At 34.0% G+C, this 16,737-nt stretch carries 17 protein-coding genes, 2 other RNA genes and 1 riboswitch; of the genes, 2 read left to right on the top strand and 17 right to left on the bottom strand.

What is annotated here, in order from left to right:
* Positions 1–2 precede the first annotated feature (2 nt).
* The 11 genes from BAU23_RS05325 to BAU23_RS05275 form a co-directional block, all read right to left on the bottom strand.
* The gene (locus tag BAU23_RS05325) at positions 3–1,439 is read right to left on the bottom strand and encodes an oligosaccharide flippase family protein (protein WP_000533739.1); all 1,437 of its coding nucleotides are present in this window, start codon (positions 1,437–1,439) and stop codon (positions 3–5) included.
* A gap of 83 nt (positions 1,440–1,522) precedes the next feature.
* Complete coding sequence (locus BAU23_RS05320; RefSeq protein ID WP_000617638.1) at positions 1,523–2,161, bottom strand: sugar transferase; 639 nt, start codon at positions 2,159–2,161, stop codon at positions 1,523–1,525.
* A gap of 18 nt (positions 2,162–2,179) precedes the next feature.
* Positions 2,180–2,800: a CpsD/CapB family tyrosine-protein kinase gene (locus tag BAU23_RS05315; RefSeq protein ID WP_016129038.1), complete on the bottom strand. Its 621-nt coding sequence runs from the start codon at positions 2,798–2,800 to the stop codon at positions 2,180–2,182.
* The gene (locus tag BAU23_RS05310; protein WP_000807066.1) at positions 2,787–3,530 is read right to left on the bottom strand and encodes a YveK family protein; all 744 of its coding nucleotides are present in this window, start codon (positions 3,528–3,530) and stop codon (positions 2,787–2,789) included. Before BAU23_RS05310 ends, BAU23_RS05315 begins: the two co-directional genes overlap by 14 nt.
* Entirely contained in the window at positions 3,531–4,724 is a 1,194-nt protein-coding gene (locus tag BAU23_RS05305; RefSeq protein ID WP_000439459.1) for an acyltransferase family protein, read from the bottom strand.
* A gap of 332 nt (positions 4,725–5,056) precedes the next feature.
* Entirely contained in the window at positions 5,057–5,197 is a 141-nt protein-coding gene (locus BAU23_RS05300) for an FbpB family small basic protein (protein WP_001228050.1), read from the bottom strand.
* 187 nt (positions 5,198–5,384) lie between these two features.
* Positions 5,385–6,251, bottom strand: coding sequence for a 5'-3' exonuclease (locus BAU23_RS05295; protein WP_000757066.1), 867 nt, complete (start codon positions 6,249–6,251; stop codon positions 5,385–5,387).
* A gap of 132 nt (positions 6,252–6,383) precedes the next feature.
* Positions 6,384–7,109: a P-type ATPase actuator domain-containing protein gene (locus tag BAU23_RS05290; protein WP_000967616.1), complete on the bottom strand. Its 726-nt coding sequence runs from the start codon at positions 7,107–7,109 to the stop codon at positions 6,384–6,386.
* Between the two features lie 351 nt (positions 7,110–7,460).
* Positions 7,461–7,624, bottom strand: a riboswitch (M-box (ykoK) riboswitch).
* A gap of 348 nt (positions 7,625–7,972) precedes the next feature.
* Complete coding sequence (locus BAU23_RS05285; protein WP_000606866.1) at positions 7,973–8,359, bottom strand: DUF350 domain-containing protein; 387 nt, start codon at positions 8,357–8,359, stop codon at positions 7,973–7,975.
* A complete protein-coding gene (locus tag BAU23_RS05280) occupies positions 8,360–9,592 on the bottom strand; it encodes a glutathionylspermidine synthase family protein (protein ID WP_000084957.1) in 1,233 nt (410 codons plus the stop codon).
* Positions 9,593–9,595: 3 nt separating this feature from the next.
* Complete coding sequence (locus BAU23_RS05275) at positions 9,596–9,907, bottom strand: hypothetical protein (protein WP_000169032.1); 312 nt, start codon at positions 9,905–9,907, stop codon at positions 9,596–9,598.
* Positions 9,908–9,990: 83 nt separating this feature from the next.
* Here BAU23_RS05275 and BAU23_RS05270 point away from each other — a divergent pair, with 83 nt between their 5' ends.
* The gene (locus BAU23_RS05270; RefSeq protein ID WP_001235544.1) at positions 9,991–10,440 is read left to right on the top strand and encodes a hypothetical protein; all 450 of its coding nucleotides are present in this window, start codon (positions 9,991–9,993) and stop codon (positions 10,438–10,440) included.
* A gap of 54 nt (positions 10,441–10,494) precedes the next feature.
* Here the strand turns inward: BAU23_RS05270 and ssrS (BAU23_RS05265) are convergent.
* The 5 genes from ssrS (BAU23_RS05265) to BAU23_RS05245 all read right to left on the bottom strand — a co-directional run bounded on the left by ssrS (BAU23_RS05265) (position 10,495) and on the right by BAU23_RS05245 (position 12,596).
* Positions 10,495–10,678: non-coding RNA, 6S RNA (ssrS, locus tag BAU23_RS05265), on the bottom strand.
* A 21-nt stretch (positions 10,679–10,699) separates the two neighbouring features.
* A non-coding RNA gene (gene ssrS, locus BAU23_RS05260) (6S RNA) lies at positions 10,700–10,882 on the bottom strand.
* A 116-nt stretch (positions 10,883–10,998) separates the two neighbouring features.
* On the bottom strand, positions 10,999–11,832 hold the full coding sequence (locus BAU23_RS05255) for a sulfurtransferase (RefSeq protein WP_000637537.1): 834 nt from the start codon (positions 11,830–11,832) through the stop codon (positions 10,999–11,001).
* Between the two features lie 2 nt (positions 11,833–11,834).
* Positions 11,835–12,107: a YpbS family protein gene (locus BAU23_RS05250; protein WP_000451807.1), complete on the bottom strand. Its 273-nt coding sequence runs from the start codon at positions 12,105–12,107 to the stop codon at positions 11,835–11,837.
* 21 nt (positions 12,108–12,128) lie between these two features.
* A complete protein-coding gene (locus BAU23_RS05245) occupies positions 12,129–12,596 on the bottom strand; it encodes a GNAT family N-acetyltransferase (protein WP_071733702.1) in 468 nt (155 codons plus the stop codon).
* A gap of 71 nt (positions 12,597–12,667) precedes the next feature.
* On the opposite strand from BAU23_RS05245, the gene BAU23_RS05240 reads away from it, so the two are divergent.
* The gene (locus tag BAU23_RS05240; protein WP_000369740.1) at positions 12,668–12,922 is read left to right on the top strand and encodes a DUF3931 domain-containing protein; all 255 of its coding nucleotides are present in this window, start codon (positions 12,668–12,670) and stop codon (positions 12,920–12,922) included.
* A gap of 3 nt (positions 12,923–12,925) precedes the next feature.
* Here the strand turns inward: BAU23_RS05240 and BAU23_RS05235 are convergent, their stop codons facing one another.
* Positions 12,926–16,585 carry a dynamin family protein gene (locus BAU23_RS05235; protein ID WP_000182145.1) on the bottom strand — a complete coding sequence of 1,220 codons (3,660 nt, stop codon included), beginning with the start codon at positions 16,583–16,585 and terminating at the stop codon, positions 12,926–12,928.
* Positions 16,586–16,737: the final 152 nt, after the last annotated feature.

The raw sequence follows: 16,737 nt of genomic DNA, 5'->3' as shown, positions 1-16,737 counted from the left end.
GGCTATATCCCCTGTTTCGTAATATAATCCTTTTCTCGTGTCTTTCGTATAAACGAAAGAATAAGTTTTTTCAACTCATGATCATATAGGAATATACCAACTACTGCGATAAACGTATGAAGTACAAGTGCAATCAAATTGTACGTATGTAACATATATTGCACTCCAATAAAAGTTACACCAAAATAAATTGTATACGGTATTACAATTTGAAATACAATTTTCCCCTTCACTACACTTACTGTTATATATCCAACTAAGGCCACTATCTCAAATAAAACCATAGCATAAGCTGCTCCTATAACTCCCCAGATACTACTGAAGCTGTATAGCATAATTCCACCAATCACTAAAGCAACACACTGCACGACAGTTCTTTTCTTTTGCCCCCCACTCGTTGTTAAACCATCAGCGATAGCAATATTTATACTTTGTAACACAATAAGAAAAGATAATATTTGAAGTGGCTCTACTGCATTACTCCATTCCTCATGAAAAAATATAGAAATAAAATATGGTGCTAAATTATATAAGCCTATCGTCATACATATACCCACAACTGCCATTGATTTCATTTGAAGTATATTTAATTTCGTATGCTCTTCTAAATTATTTTGGTTATAATGTTTAAAGAGCACCGGGAAAAACGCTCCTGCAATTACCCCCGGCACTTGGTATAAAGCTGCTGGCATCCGATAGGCAACCGCGAAAACACCTACCATACTTAATGACAATGTATAGTTGAGTAAAATAGGTGCTAATTGTGGCGTACTCATTATTAAAAAACCACTTACAATAAAAGGTGCTAATTGCCAAAATAATCCTTTATGAACTTTTACTTTCATATTCATATTCGTTTTTCTTCTCATTACGAAAAAACTAAATAAACCACCGATCATATAACCAAAACCATATAAACTAGCCGTTATATACACTGGTAGTTCTCCAAAAATACAGAAACATGTAATTATGATGACAATAGATGCTGATACAACTTTAATAAGGGCTATATATTTCATACGTTCCATCAACTGAAAATACGCAATCCCTATATTTTGCCACGTTAGTCCTATTAACATTAAGAACATTACGTTCAACATCATATAAATTAAATCCTTATCCTCATACACAAAATGAATAGCTATATAACCAATTACCGAAATGACAATTAGAAGAATCATCCTTATCTTTATATACGAAGATAAAATTGCCTCTAAATCTACTCCTTCCTTTGCTCCTTCTCGAAGAAATGTATTACTAAGTCCTAAATCTGTAAAAAATAACATAACAAATGTTAATGCGATTGCAACACTAAACATCCCGTAATTTTGTGCATTAAAAAAGTTGGCTAAAGCAATTAAACTAATGGCTTGAAGAAGATTAGCTAAAATCGTACTATAAAATAGATGTACAATATTGTTTAGAATGGATCTACCCATACCAGTTCTCCTTTGCATGTAACCTACTTAGATTCGTTGTATATTCATCTATTATTTGTATAAAAACATATTTACTATGTTTTTTATCTTGCACCATTCCCATTCAATACAATTAAAACAGTTTTACATAAAATACGAATATCCATCCTAATCGTTTTCAGTTCAATATACTCCATGTCTAATTTCAACTTTTCTTGCGGATCAAGATTATATCCTCCATTTATTTGTGCCCATCCAGTTAACCCCGGCTTCACTATTAAACGATCCTTAAATTCTGGAATATAAGCATCAAATTGATTATAAAAATACTCCCTCTCTGGTCTAGGACCAACAAAAGACATATCACCTTTTAAAATATTTATAAGTTGTGGTAATTCATCAATTCTCGTTTTTCTTATAAACAATCCAATCTTTGTAATTCTTGAATCATTTTCGTTTGCCCATTGCGGTCCGTTCTTTTCAGCGTCCTTTATCATCGACCTTAATTTAAATAAATTAAACTTCTTTCCATTTATTCCTAAACGCTCTTGAAAGTAGATTGGAGCTCCAGGTGTTTCTAAAGCAATCATAATACAAAAGAACAACATAAGTGGTAACATTATTAGTAACAATATGAGTGAAAATATTATATCAAACAAGCGTTTTACACTTCGATTCAAAATGCTATCCTTTTCTTGAGCCGGAATAGTATACAACTTAGCTTGATTTGTTTCACGAATCATGGATCGTTACCCCCATATTCAAGAATATAAAACTATACCGATTAATTCACATTCTTTCCTCTTTATATCCGTTATTACTTTTTGTACTGTACGTAAGGAATCTTTTCGTTTTTTGACTGCCAAGACCACTCCATCGCATTTACCCGCAATAATGTGCGTAGCAGGAAGCTCAAATACTTCAGATGAATAAAAGAAAATGTAATCAAAATCTTCTTTCCACTTAGCAATTACATTATCAAATTCATCCATAGCAACTAAGGGCGTTCCGCTGTGTACCGTTTTTTTTGCAGGAATACAATACAAGTATTTAGACAAATCACTTGAAAAAGTTTCATAATTACATGGAGGGGAGCTTATTATATCGTTTACTGTTGTCGCAAGATCGCTTTGTAATAGTAGGTGTAGTTTAGGTTCCGAAAAATTCACATCGATAAGTAACACCTTTTTTTTCATTTCCGCAAACACTAGCCCCATATTTACTATAAGCGAGGCAACGACGCCTCTGTCTTTCGTTGAAGTAACTGAGAATAGTTGTTTTCCAGATTTTTTCAACTCATGATATACAGTATAAAACTGCTCTTTCATCAGAGCATCATGCGGATCGAATGGCAGATTTTTCTTTGTCTTAAACATCGACATGTTCACCTCGATATATAGATGATTGCTTATCAAACTCTGTAGGTTTCTTTTTTCTTTTCGGTTTCATATTTATATGACCAATAACAGAGACTGTCGTTATTTTCTCTAAATCCTGTTCCACGTATATCCGTTCATCAAAATAATCTCGAAATACAGCTAAACCTACACCAACAAAAAAACTAACAATTAAAGAGATAGGAATGATAAGTTGAAATTTCGGAAACAGCTTTTCAGCTTCTTCCTGTAACTCTCGGTCAGTTAATATTTTTACCCCCTGTACATTCGTATACTGTTGAAAGCTTTTTTGAGATTGTTCTGCCAATGACTTTACAATCTCTTTCACGATTTTAGGATCCGAATCTTTTACTGTAACAGTAACAATTTGTGAGTTGTCCGTATTCAACACCGAAATTTTTTGTGCTAATTCATAACTTGATTGTTCTAATTTCAAAGTGTTTTTTACTGTCGAAATAATAAGTGGACTTTTTAAAATGTCAACAAACGATGTTACAAGTTGCTTATTTTCTTGTGTTTTATTCGCTGTATTTTCCTTATTAAACTCATCTAAATTTCCAACAAGAATTTGCGCTGAATATTGATACGAAGGCTTTAGCACATACATAGAAATAAGAACTAGAGAAACGGTTAAACAACACATCGTCAAAATGATCGTTACGAATCTCCTTTTCAATAACTGTTGAAAATCTTTTATACTCATTTCTTGCTTCAATTATTTCACCGCCTTTGTCTGAATAACATCCTGCACATCATTTTCTACTAATAACTCTTTCCTCTCTCTATCCGCTCGCTTTGTTACATACTTTCCGACTCTAAATGCAAATTTTTCTACAAATACATACGAAATCGTTGCTAGTATAAGCGAAAGAATAAGCGACAAAATTAAAACAATAGGTAACGGTAATATTTCATGGAGCACGTATATAAGAGAAAACAAAGATATGCTATGGTACAAATAAAGACTGTAAGAAATCTTCCCCAAATATAACAAGTATTTATTATGCAGTAAGGACGACAAAGTTGATACTGACAAGCTTAATATGACAAATAGACATGCGCTTATCGCTACTACGAAGTCTCGAAATATAAAATTATTGAGCACTTTAATTTCTCCAATAAGCCCTTCATACATATAAAGTAAAATCGCAAATAAAAACCATGTAATTTTCGTATTTTTAGTACAATTACTATAAAAAGCTATTAAATTATTTTTATACTTCGCAACTAGTGCTCCTAGTAAAAACAGCACTGTGTAATGCAACGTTAATACATAGCTTGTTAATGTTAAACTTGAGCGAAATAATAATAATATCACGACAGAACATATACTAAAACTAAACAATGATAGCAATGAACCCCTTACTGTTTTGCGTAAACAAACCATCAAAACTAACGGGAAAATTATAGATATTCGCATTTCATGTACAAGTGACCAAATCACACTGTTATATGTATCTGTATTATATTTCCCAACCAATAAAACATGCTGTGCTATTAGACTTAAAGAACTTTCAATCGTCCATGAGCGATTAAACCATTCGCTTAAATAAGAAATACCATATTTACTTATTGTAGTCTGGCATATAATAGCTATGACTATTGCCACAATATACGGAATATATATTCTGCATATACGTTTTAAAAGGTATGATCCATAGCTACTATTTGTTTTTTGAATAGATTCATACAAAACAAATCCACTCAAAACAAAAAAGATAATAACAGATTCGTTACCACTACTAAAAATAAGACGTGCAGGCGTTTCTTTTAATAGATATACAACAAATGGTTTATTATCTTCATAACTGTAATTTTGAAATGCTGAGAAAATCATCAAATGATGACCAATCATTACTACCAATGAAGAAATTCCTCTTATAGAATCCAGTTCTTCATGCCTCTCCATCGTTTTACATCAACTCCTAATGAAATGATAATAATCATTTCAAAGCGACATCTTTATTCATATTCCTCTCCTTTCTTTTCATTCCAATTTTTCATATTAAAATGATTTTATAGTATAAATTTGAGTGTATTGTAACATTTTTTGTAATATTATGAATAGTGAATTTTCAAAATTGGTATATACCAATTTCAACCTCGAAAAATGGTTAATATTGTTAGAAAAACACTATAAAAATATGTTGCATACTTACAAAATTAAAGAGAGGACTAGTGTTTTTTCAAAATAAAATAAAAAAGATAGCCTTTATTTATAGGCTATCTTTTTTATTTTATTTAATTATTAGCACCATTATATGCTACATGTCGTTTCTCAATCCGTTCTTCAATTTCTTTCATATTCTCTTTATTAGTTAGTAGGGATTGTTTATTTTCTATTAATAATTGTTTAAAGGATTTTCTCACTTTTTTTCGCATGTTTATTTTCCTCCTTGGGGGATGGTTTATATAAAAGATAAGGAATTATCTGTGTGTTCTTATAATAATTGATTGTTGTGAATTCCATTTGAACTTCAGATGAAAATTCCGTTTATTTTCTGACAACTTTGTGAACAAAAAAAGAAAGGTTAATCAAAAATATATTTGATCAACCTTTCCATACTCTTTAAAGCATATTAATTAATATTTCAGGTCTTCCCCAATTCATTTCTTCACAAACAAATCGTAGTTTTTCTTCGTCCATTGTGTGCAATCCTTCTTCTAATGAGCATGAAATTGGAACTTCACAATGAATTTGCGCTAATTGTAATGAAATATTTAAGTTCTCTAAATCACTTTCAATTTTTGTACGCTGTGCTTTCGTTAATGACGCTACATTTTCTAGTACAGCTGATACTGTTCCGTGTTCTTGAATAAGCTTATATGCTGTTTTTTCACCGATACCTTTTACACCTGGATAATTATCACTCGTATCCCCCATGAAAGCTTTCGCATGGACAATTTGCCACGGTTCTACGCCTTTCTCTTCCATGATTTTCTCTGGTGTGTAATACTCGTAATTGCCAATTCCTTTACGCAGAAGCATAACTGTTACGTTCTTATCAACAAGTTGAAGTAAATCTGTATCACCAGTTAAAATATAAACTTCAGCCTCATTACAATATTGCTTTGCAAGCGTACCAATACAATCATCAGCTTCATAGCCTTTCATTCCGATGACTGGAATTGATAATTTAGCAGTCATTTCTTGCACTAAATCAAATTGTGGAATTAATTCTTCCGGCGGTGCTGCACGATTTGCTTTATAATTCGAGAACGATTCTGTTCTAAATGTCGTACTTCCCATATCCCAGCACGTTACAATGTGTGTTGGCTCAATTGCTTGTGTTGCCGTTAATAAATGCTTCATATAACCATGAATCCCATTCGTTGGGGTACCATCTTGTCTCTTCATAAATTGTCCGTAGACACTTGTTGCGTAAAAAGCACGAAATAATAGTGCCATACCATCAACTAATAATACTTTTTTCATAATACCTCTCCTACTAACAAAAAATAATAACCTCACGTTATCACGTAAGGTTATATATAGATTACCATTCTACGTTTTTGTTCAACTTTGTCTATTATACATTGTTTTTTTATATTTAGCATCATTAACAAATTAGGACGTTCTACCACAACAAGTATGAAGTATTCCTGAATACGTATTTTTACCTGTCGAAACAACTACAGCTTTTGCAGTTCCGCCAACAATATACGTACCTTTGAAACATACATTTTCAAGTTCAAGTGGATTATAGTCTTTCATCCGTTTTAATGGAATAAATCGTTTACGTTCTAGATGATAGCAGCTTTCAAATTTCTCAATACTAGCATCGTTTCCTGTCAGCATAGATTCATTCACTAATAAATCATTTGCATAAATAATACGTACATCTGCTGGTACTGTATCGCCCTCTGAAAGAAAAATCATATCCCCAGGTACAAGCTCTTGTACTGGTAGCTTCATCATTTTCAATTCATTGTTTAGCCCTGGTAGGCTAGATGCTTCTACTCTAGAAACAGTAACTGTTTCACATTGTAATTCATCACTCACATTTTGTTTTGACAGACCTGGGATCATTTCACTTAGCTTCATCATTACTTCCGCAATACGTGCTCTTTTTGAAGTTAATTCATTTCGCCCGTATACTTGAATACGTTTTTGTGCCTCTTTCATAGATAGCCCGTCTCTTGTTGTTTTAAAATACGCAAATACAGATTTTACATCTCTTGTTGCGATTTCAATTAATAAATCTTTATTCTTTTGAAGCATTGTTTGTTCTTTCATTGCTTTTTTACTTAATTTATAAGTAGTGTTACCCACACTTTTATTTACATATAACATATTATCGTCTCCTCCTTTAAACATAGGAAGAAACGCTTTGTTTCTCAATTTATCCACTTTAGCGTGAAAGTGTCTAGCGCTGAAATACTTGAATAAACGCTACATTATGATAAATATAAAGGGAGGAACAAGTCGTTTCCTGCCTACATCATACATTTTTGATTTGAAGCATATGGGTAACGGAACCGAGTCAGAATTTGACATGCTCCTCACCTCCTCATTTATTTTTTAGTTATAATCTATACTATGAAATTATTCATAGCTTTGTAACAAAAAAAGACCCTTACTCATAAGAGAGCAAAGGTCATTGCATACACAAATAAGCGATTCCTAATATAATTAGAAATCTACAGACCTCTCCCTCGTCGAGTTTTAGCACTGTATAGCATAGGTTCATTACCAGCTACGTTAAGAAAAACCTTAATTCGATCATTCCTGTTGACCCATTGGCGTCTCTCGACATTTTTGGGCAGTAGCATTTCTCTATACAGGAGCCTCACCTAACAGAGACTTATTTTAATTACATAGAAAATGTTACTCTTATTTAAAATAGATGTCAACACTTTGTATGGAAACTTTTCCTTATTACGACAACTACCTCTAGTAGAGTACACTAATACGCATTCGACTACATAAAGTGAAACTTTAACCAGTTGGGGGGGGTTTGTTCATCCCCCACTGATTATTAGCCCTCACTAATCGGACTTTTACGGGCAGTTAATCTCCCAAATAACTTCTTTGTTCCAGCTGAATTTTGAGGTAAAAGTTTTACTGCCCACAAATATCGGGATAAATTACTTGAACACATATCGCAAAAAATTAGCACATAAAAAATAAAATCCTTACGTTAAAACGTAAGGATTTTAATATGTTACACAACCAGCAATTACAACTCCGATTGAAAGTGATAAAAACATAAGGAATAGACCGACTGCTTGATTATCTTCTTCAAGGCTTTTATTAATGTTAAAACGTGGTGTAAGCCATTCTGCTAAATAAAATACAACAATCTGTGCTAATATCCCAACTGCTCCCCACGAGACCATATCCAAAAGTGAAATAGAATTAGCAGCTGTTGAATATAAAACGATAGCTAGCCCAAGTACTCTTCCTCCAAGTACATAGCTTACCGCTTTGTTTCCTTGAGCCATTAACTTGAACTCTTTCACTTTCGTTGTTACTTCCATAAGAAAAAGGCCGATACATAGTAGTGCAAGTGATACTCCTAAATATAGTAAAAAATTAATCATTTATTTCCCTCCCTTTTTAATACCTACCGGTAAATAATACGATTCATTCCCTGTAATTTTTCCTCCAGCACGTATTCCGATACCGCTCGCTTTTCCAGCAATTAAAAACGCCCCAAATACATATGAGAGCTCTTCAATCCCTTTTTCAGTTTCAAGAACAACTACTGGAAGCTCTGTATATTCTTGAAATATCGGTAGTGACGTTTTATATGTTTCATGCACATTTCGAATTATAATACTTTCGTCTTTATCACGAATCGTAATCGTATCCCCTTCCCTACCAAACGAAGGTTTTTGAACGAAAGAATTCTTTTCCAAAAATAAATCCGGCTCTAAATATGTAGGTAGCATGTATTCTTTAATCCACTGTTGTTCCTCACTTGTGTAAAAAAACCCCTCTTCTGCTAATCCCCAAATAAGACATTGAATTGATTTAGGCTGAAGTAAAAAAGCCGATACAGGATTTATAATAAAAAGCTTTCCTTCTTTCACAAGTTGCAAAAGTTCCACTCCTACCAAATCCCCTGTTTCCGGATCTCGATCTTCAATCAAATCTTCAATCGGATATGTTTGACGATACAAAACATCGATTCGTACACCATCTCCATCTACTAAAGCATCATCAGTAATTCTAAGCTCTGACATTGGCATCACTTTATTTTCAACTTGACATAACTGACTCAAATACATAGTCGTATTCCAATCTTCTATATGTTCATGATGAGATGTAAAAACGACATTTGGAGTCTCTATCCCTTTTGTCGCTTCCATTACAGCCTTTGTAATACCAGAAGACAGTAAACGCTCTTCATTTGCATTTGGATTATCATAGCCTAACTCTTCACAAACTTCCCCATTCATTTGAAAGCATTCTACAATAAAAGTTGGTGTATCACTATTAAACTCAAGCATTTTAATACAATTATCATCTGTTAAGGCAAAATCAAATCGTGAAATAACAGATTCCGGATACAGTCCTTTCATCCTAATAAAAGGCAAGCTTGTAGGTGGAAAACCAAATTCTAACAGCTGCTCGTCAGATAAACTCCGAAAAATTCTAGCAGTCTTAAAAAATATTTCCCCCATTCGTTCAGTCGCTACTTGCAACTGTTTCATAGTTTGCTCTGTTATTGGAAAAACATGAAACAAACTATACTCACTTTCATATAAATCCGACCAAAAATTCGGATATTTCGAATAAAACTCTTTTCGATCCCTTATGTATTGCGACATATTTTAGCCCCCAAATCCTCCCTTTGAACCGCTTCCAATTCCACCTTTAAATTCCGCAGACGATTGATAAGATTTAAACGCCGATGAATTTTTAAAAGTGGATTTATTTTGATAGTAACTCCCACCATAGAAGTAATGCCCACGATAACCTGAACTACTATCATCACACTGCCATACCCCAAGTTCATCATCCCAATCCCAATCTGAACAACTATTATCATTCGGTTTTGGGGGAAGATCTTGTGCGCAGCCAAATAAAGTGCCAGTCATTAAAGACGTTACGACACCACCTACTAGCCATTTCGTTTTTGTCACCTTCGCACTCCCCTTTTTAAATTCTATTCCTATTATATAGGATGGCATGATAAAGTAGAAGAAAAAGGAAGAAGAGGGATAAAATGCGCTTAGAATATCGACTTAATAACGAAACAAAAGGGTATCCTGCTTTATGGAACTACGCAAACATTTCTAATCCTGAAATCATCGCACGCATGACTTGTGAATATTTTATAAAAGATAAAAATACATATGTTGTTACTGCAACTTCAGTAGATCCAGACGGAGCAGCAGTTATATATATTCAAAAAGAAGAGTTTGCAAATGACCCTTCAGACCCTACATACTCCCACATCGGTTTTGAAGTTAGAGAACTAAGTGAAACGAGTTCATGCATAATAGATAGTAAAGATATATGGAACTATGAAGAAATTTTACCATCTCTTCATTCAGATATTATATATATTCAGCGCGACGGTATGCATATGGAGTTCACTTTAGATTCAAGAGAGATTGATGAAGACAGAAAGTGCTATATTTATTATGGAAACTTCACAGGTGAATCCAGATAAAGTAGATATATTTATGCAACAAAAAAACCTTACGTATAAAACGTAAGGTTTTTATTTAGCCCCACATATGCCGTTCTCTCTAGATGTCCATAAACCTGCTCTCACAGGTGGATGCTCTCACAAATGTTTGTAACTTCCTTCTTAAAAAGACGGCTTGTTAGCTACATTTAAATATTGAACTTCCATATTAAACTTATTGGTTTAAGACATGCATAAGCTACGTACACCGTAGGAATTTTATATAATGTTAGTTGAAATAAGACCCCCGCACGTGCCGCTCCTCGTAAATGTCCAAAAACCCGCTACTCGCAGGTGGATGCCCTCACAGTTACCGTACATCTTCCTCCACAAGGAAGGCTTGATGATGGTCGCTAAATATTGAGCTTCCGTATAACTAACATCGGTTTTAGACATAAATAAGTTACGCACACCGCAGGATGTATTATTTACTTGTCGTTATATTATCACATTGTTTCCAATGTGTAAAATACAAATTTTTTCGAGCAATCTCTTGCTTGTGACCTTATTTTAATACAAATTATTTTTGCATGCAAGTGATTAATCTTCTTCTTTTGCAATTTGATTTTCTGGATAAGAAATCCAATCACTCCAGCTACCTGCATACAATTTAACATTTTGGAATCCAGCTAATTTCAATGCAAGGATATTTGGACATGCTGTAACACCAGAACCACAATATACAATTGTTTCCTTATCTTTCGAAAGATTTTGGAATCGTTCTTGTTGTCCAGCTTTATTCTTAAATTGTCCTGATTGTACAATTCCATCCTTCCAAAAATAGTTTACTGCTGTCGGAATATGTCCTGCTTTTGGATCAACTAGTTCCTCTACACCAGCATAACGTTTTGGCTCTCTAGAATCAATTAACGTAACATCTGCACCTGCATGAATATTCTCTCTCACCGTTTCCATCGTTACAAGCATATGATCTTGTACATTTGCTTTGAATGTTTTTCGTATAGCAACAGGAATTTCCGTTGTTATCGGTAGTCCATTCTCTTTCCAAGCTGGAAATCCGCCATCTAATATATATACTTTCTCATGTCCTACATAGTTTAATAACCACCAGAGACGAGAAGCATTTGCACCCGCTTGACTGTCATATGCAATTACCGTCGTATGTTCACCAATACCAGCTTGTGAAAGCTTGTCTGCAAACTCCTCAATATTCGGCAATGGATGGCGACCACCATGTTCTGTTACAGGACTTGATAAATCTATATTCAAATCAAAATATAACGCATGAAGAATATGTTCTTCCTCATACTTTTCTCTACCCCAATTAGGATTCGCTAAATCAAAACGACAATCGATTATACGGACATTCTCATCTTCTATATGCTCACGTAACCATTCGACTGTAACTATCATCTTTAACGACCTTCTTTCTCTTGCAAACGACTTACATACTCCATAACCATTTCTTCTGTAACAAATTTACGCTGCAGTGTAACACCATTTTTTGCAAGATCATTAATTTGCTTTGTCACAACATTAATGACATCAACCGAAAATTCTTTCCCCTTTGACGCAAGAGATACGGCTGCTTCAATAGCTGCTTCACGCTGCGCATCTAATTGTAAACATGCTTTTACACTTTCATTTTGTTTACGAGAATGTGCTGTAATTGCTTTATGTACTTCCATCTTCTCTTCCCCCTAAATAAGTTATACGTTCTTATTCAATTCCATTGCAAGCCGAATCATATCACGACATACAATCCCATTTTCAATAATCTCTTCTTCATAATGCTTTGAAAAGTAATCAAAATCAATAGAAAAAATACGAAATCCACATTTTTGATATAACGTAAGTTGTGAAACGCTAGAATTACCTGTCCCAATTTCAATTTTGTGCATGTCATATCCTTTAGCTATTTCTATCGCATGCAACAACATCTTCTTACCAATACCTTTCCCTTGCATATGTTCTACAACCGCAATATTCATAATTTCCATCGTCTTTGGTCTTGTTTCTAACAACACATATACACCAACCACTTTCCCCTCTACTTTAGCTACATATACTATTCCTCTCTGTATATATGTAGCGATTTGCCGCTCGCTTGGATCAGCAAGCAAGAGTAAAGACTTTGGCACATTATCTTTAGAAACACGATTTAATACAATATCCATAAAAATTCCCCCTTCTCTATTGTTCTAAACCCTCCTTGTCTACCATAAGTAATAGAAAGGAGGGATTCACCATGGACAACAATGAGAAAAAATGCAACGTCATCTCCATAGATGGAAAGAAAAAGAAGAGCGACACATATTCCTATCCCAAATTAGTAGTCGAAAACAAAACATATGAGTTTTCTTCATTCGTCTTATGCGGTGAAACACCAGACGGCAGACGCTTAGTTCTTACTCATATGATTTCTACTGATGAATTCGCAGGGTTCGTAAAATCTTTAGATACTGTATTACAAAAGAAAATTGAACGAATCTTTTTTTCATAGCGACTATATAACATAAATTTCTTTTTCTATTTCTATTAACTGCTTTTGAAGCTCTTCTTTACTTTGCTCATATAGTGTTACATCAATTGTTTCAGCTAAAGCAAATAATATACTTTCATAATATTTCTCAACATCTTGTTGCATCACTTTTTGGAATAAATTCCATTTTGTATCCCACTCTTGCTTATAATGATGAACGAATAAATCTTCTTCATCAGCTACATAGTTTGATACGAAAGGTTCTAGTACTCCTTTAGCATCTTCTTGCATAAAAGCTTTATCATTTTTTTCAAAAAAGCTTTTCTCATTTTTAAAATGCGCTAGTGCCTTTTTGAAATCTTTTATTTCTATTGAAGGAAATGGCTCTTTATGTGTAATAACTTTATATTCATAATCTACTGTTCCACCCATAGAAATCGATTCATTTTCTCCTTTGCAGTTCACAACAATTTCATCCTTCGCGCGCTTCATCGCTTCATCTATCCACCTTTCAAGACGTAATGATGTCGCACGCATTTCTTGTAATAAATCATGTTGAATAAATGAAACTAATTCCATTACACACTGTTGCAACTGCGTTTTTACATTCCCATCCGTTCGAAGTGATGCTGGATTAATAAATTCAGTAAACACATCGTTATAGCGCAGGAATAAGCGTTGTTGTACGTAATAAAGCAATTCTTTCACTTCATTTTGCATTGCTTGTTCTTCAGCAAGCACACTATATGATGAAATAATATGAAGTAGCTGATCACGCTCTGCTTCATATTTTTTTGTTTGCTTCGCTTTCTCATCATTTCCCTGCTTTGCGCCATTTATCATATTTACTAGAAGCTGATTTGCTCCTTGCAATGCACTATATAAAGCATGCACAGATACAAGCATTAAATCCCTCATCATAAAGGATGTAAATGATTCTTCAAACTTAGCAATCCCAGAGTTTTGTAAGACGCCATACTTTTCTTTGTCAATACTTTTCCCTTGTTTTTCCTCAAGCGCACATAAACTTGAAATTGCAAATAAACGCGGATTTCTAATACCATATTGCAAGAGCTGATCTGCAATATAACCTTTTACCATTTCAAGTTCTTCTTCAGACTCTGCTAAATCGGCCGCATTAATTAAGAAGAACATTTTATCAAGCGCAAACGTATCCTTTACACGACCGAGCTGAATTAAAAATTCACGATCTGCACGAGAGAAAACATGATTATAGTATGTTACGAATAAAATAGCATCCGCATTTTTAATATACTGGAATGCAACATCCGTATGGCGGGCGTTAATCGAATCAGCTCCTGGTGTATCTACAAGAGCTACTCCTTGTCTTGTTAAAGCACAATCGTAATAAAGCTCCATATACTCAACAAAGCATGATTTTTCTTCATTAGCTACATAATCAGAGAATTCTTCTAACGTTACTTGTACTTGTTCCCCTAAATGAGCAGCAACTGCCTCATATCCTTTTTGTACCGCTCGTAAAAAGCTAAATGTTGTTTTTTGCTTCCCGCTCGGTGAAGGATATTTCATAATTTTATCAATTTGCGTTAACGCTTCATCTAACGTAGTAATCTCATAATGAAACAGCTTATAAACAGCTTTCACATCTTCTAATAGTGCTTGCTTTGATTTAAACTGAACAATTACTGTTCCGTGTGGTTTTTCCTCTGTAACCGGCAAAATTTGATTAATCGTTGCTGTCGTTGGGTTTGGTGATACAGGAAGCACCTTTTCACCGAGCAATGCGTTAGCAAATGATGATTTCCCAGCACTAAAAGCTCCAAATAATGCTACTGTAAATTGCTTCGTTTCTACACGCTGTCTTTTTCCAACTACTTCTTGCTGTAAATGTTTCAGTGTAGGCAATGGATCTAATATTGTTTCAGCTTTCTTCACTTTTTCTAATATACGCTGAATATTTAAAGCTGCCGTCCCTTTAATTTCTTCTTCACTAGCCATTTCGTTATCATTTACGATTTCTTGCTCTTGTAGCGTAAACTTCTCACTAACAATTTGTTTTTCACTTTGTAATATTTCGTCTATTCGCAATCCATCTGGTATAGAAATATGTTCATTCCAAACATCTCCTAAATAACTCTCATATTCCTCATACGCCTGAATGTATTGTAATTTCGTTTCTTTTGCTGTTTGTAACATCGTGTATTTTTCAATCTCTTCTTCAATACGAGCAACTTCTATCTTCGCTTTTTTCTGCAATGTACCCGTACTTTTCCCAAAGATTTGCTGGGATTTCATAAAGTATCTTTTTTTCAACTCATTTGCAACATCAGCGGTATATAGAAGTAAGTAATCACCAGTAAAGCCAGCCCCTTGTTTAATTGTCTCCGCCAATAATTCCGGCCCGAAAGCAATCTCTAGAGCATATATGTCCTTCCCAATTTCCTCTGTAAATAATCCCTCTTCTTTTAAGAAGGTTACAATGAATTCTTTCACATGAAAATCAAGTTGCGTTTCAACAGTCTTTTGAAGGGTGGAATGAAAAGCATCCACACGTCTCTGTTTTTCTTGCTCCGTCTTTCCCTTCGCAAATAGCAAACCAACTTTAAATTTCGTTAATTTCGTTTCTAAATACTCATTTGCCAATTCTCTCATTTCAAATGGCATTAAATACGCGTTATCTAATATAGCTTGTAAACCTTTAATAAATTCATTTCTTACATCAGACTCTTTACTCGATGCTCGATTTTTATTTTCAATTAACTCTTCCTTCTTTTCAACAATCTCTGAAAGCGACAGCGGTGAGACTAATTCTTCCGCATATTTTATAAGCTGTTTTTCATTTTCAGAAAGAATAAATGAGAAATGTTCTTGCAGTAAATATTCTGTTTCTCGCTCCATTCCCTTACTTACATACTGCTCTTTTTCTTTCATGATAGAAGAGATTAGTACTTCTAAACGTTGAATCTCATTGTATGGATGATTCATCATTCGCAATGATGTATAAAAAATACCATCCACTTCAATATCCCAGTTAGCAAAAGATTGTTTTACACTTTCTCTATACTCTTCAAAAGATAGTTCATTTTCTTTATGCTTATCTATTTGGTTTACAACAAGATAAACCGTTTTATTACGTTGTTTCAATTCTTTAACAAATTGTAAGTTTACTTCTGATTGGACATGGTTATAATCCATCATGTAAAAAATAACATCTGCAAGATGCAGTGTTGATTCTGTTGCTAATTGGTGAGCATCATCTGTAGAATCAATTCCTGGCGTATCAACTAACATAACTCCGTCAGGAATTGGTGCATCATTTCGATAAATATGAACACCAATTACCTCATCACCGTCTTTACATATTTGTTTTAATTCTTCTGCTGAATATGCGCCGTCATATTCATACTGCTCTCCAGACTTAATCGTAACAACAACGCGATCAGAACCTTTTTCAATTTTAACGACATTAGCACTCGTTGGAATTGGACTTGTCGGTAGTAATTGCGCTTTATATAGATGATTCATCATCGTCGATTTCCCTGCCGAAAAATGACCACAAAAAGCTATCATAAGCTGTTCTTGTTTATATTTTTGAATCACTTCAAACAACTTCAAACTATTCTCTGCATCTCCATGTTTTTGCCACTCTTCATAAAAACAAACAAGTTTTTTCATACCGTTTGTCTGTACTATGTTTGTCATCCCCTTGTTCCCCTTTATCCAAGATGTATATACTTTATCCCGCTATTTGTGTGACAATAATCATTTAGGACTGAGCATCCCCATGATTACAGTTTCACTTTACTATCATACTAAATTTTCAGCATATTCTCATTAAAAATAAAAAAATCCCT

Source organism: Bacillus nitratireducens, from assembly GCF_001884135.1.
Taxonomy (GTDB): Bacteria; Bacillota; Bacilli; order Bacillales; family Bacillaceae_G; genus Bacillus_A; species Bacillus_A nitratireducens.
The sequence above is the reverse complement of the archived record's forward strand: the minus strand, read 5'-3'. Positions and strand labels throughout refer to the sequence as shown.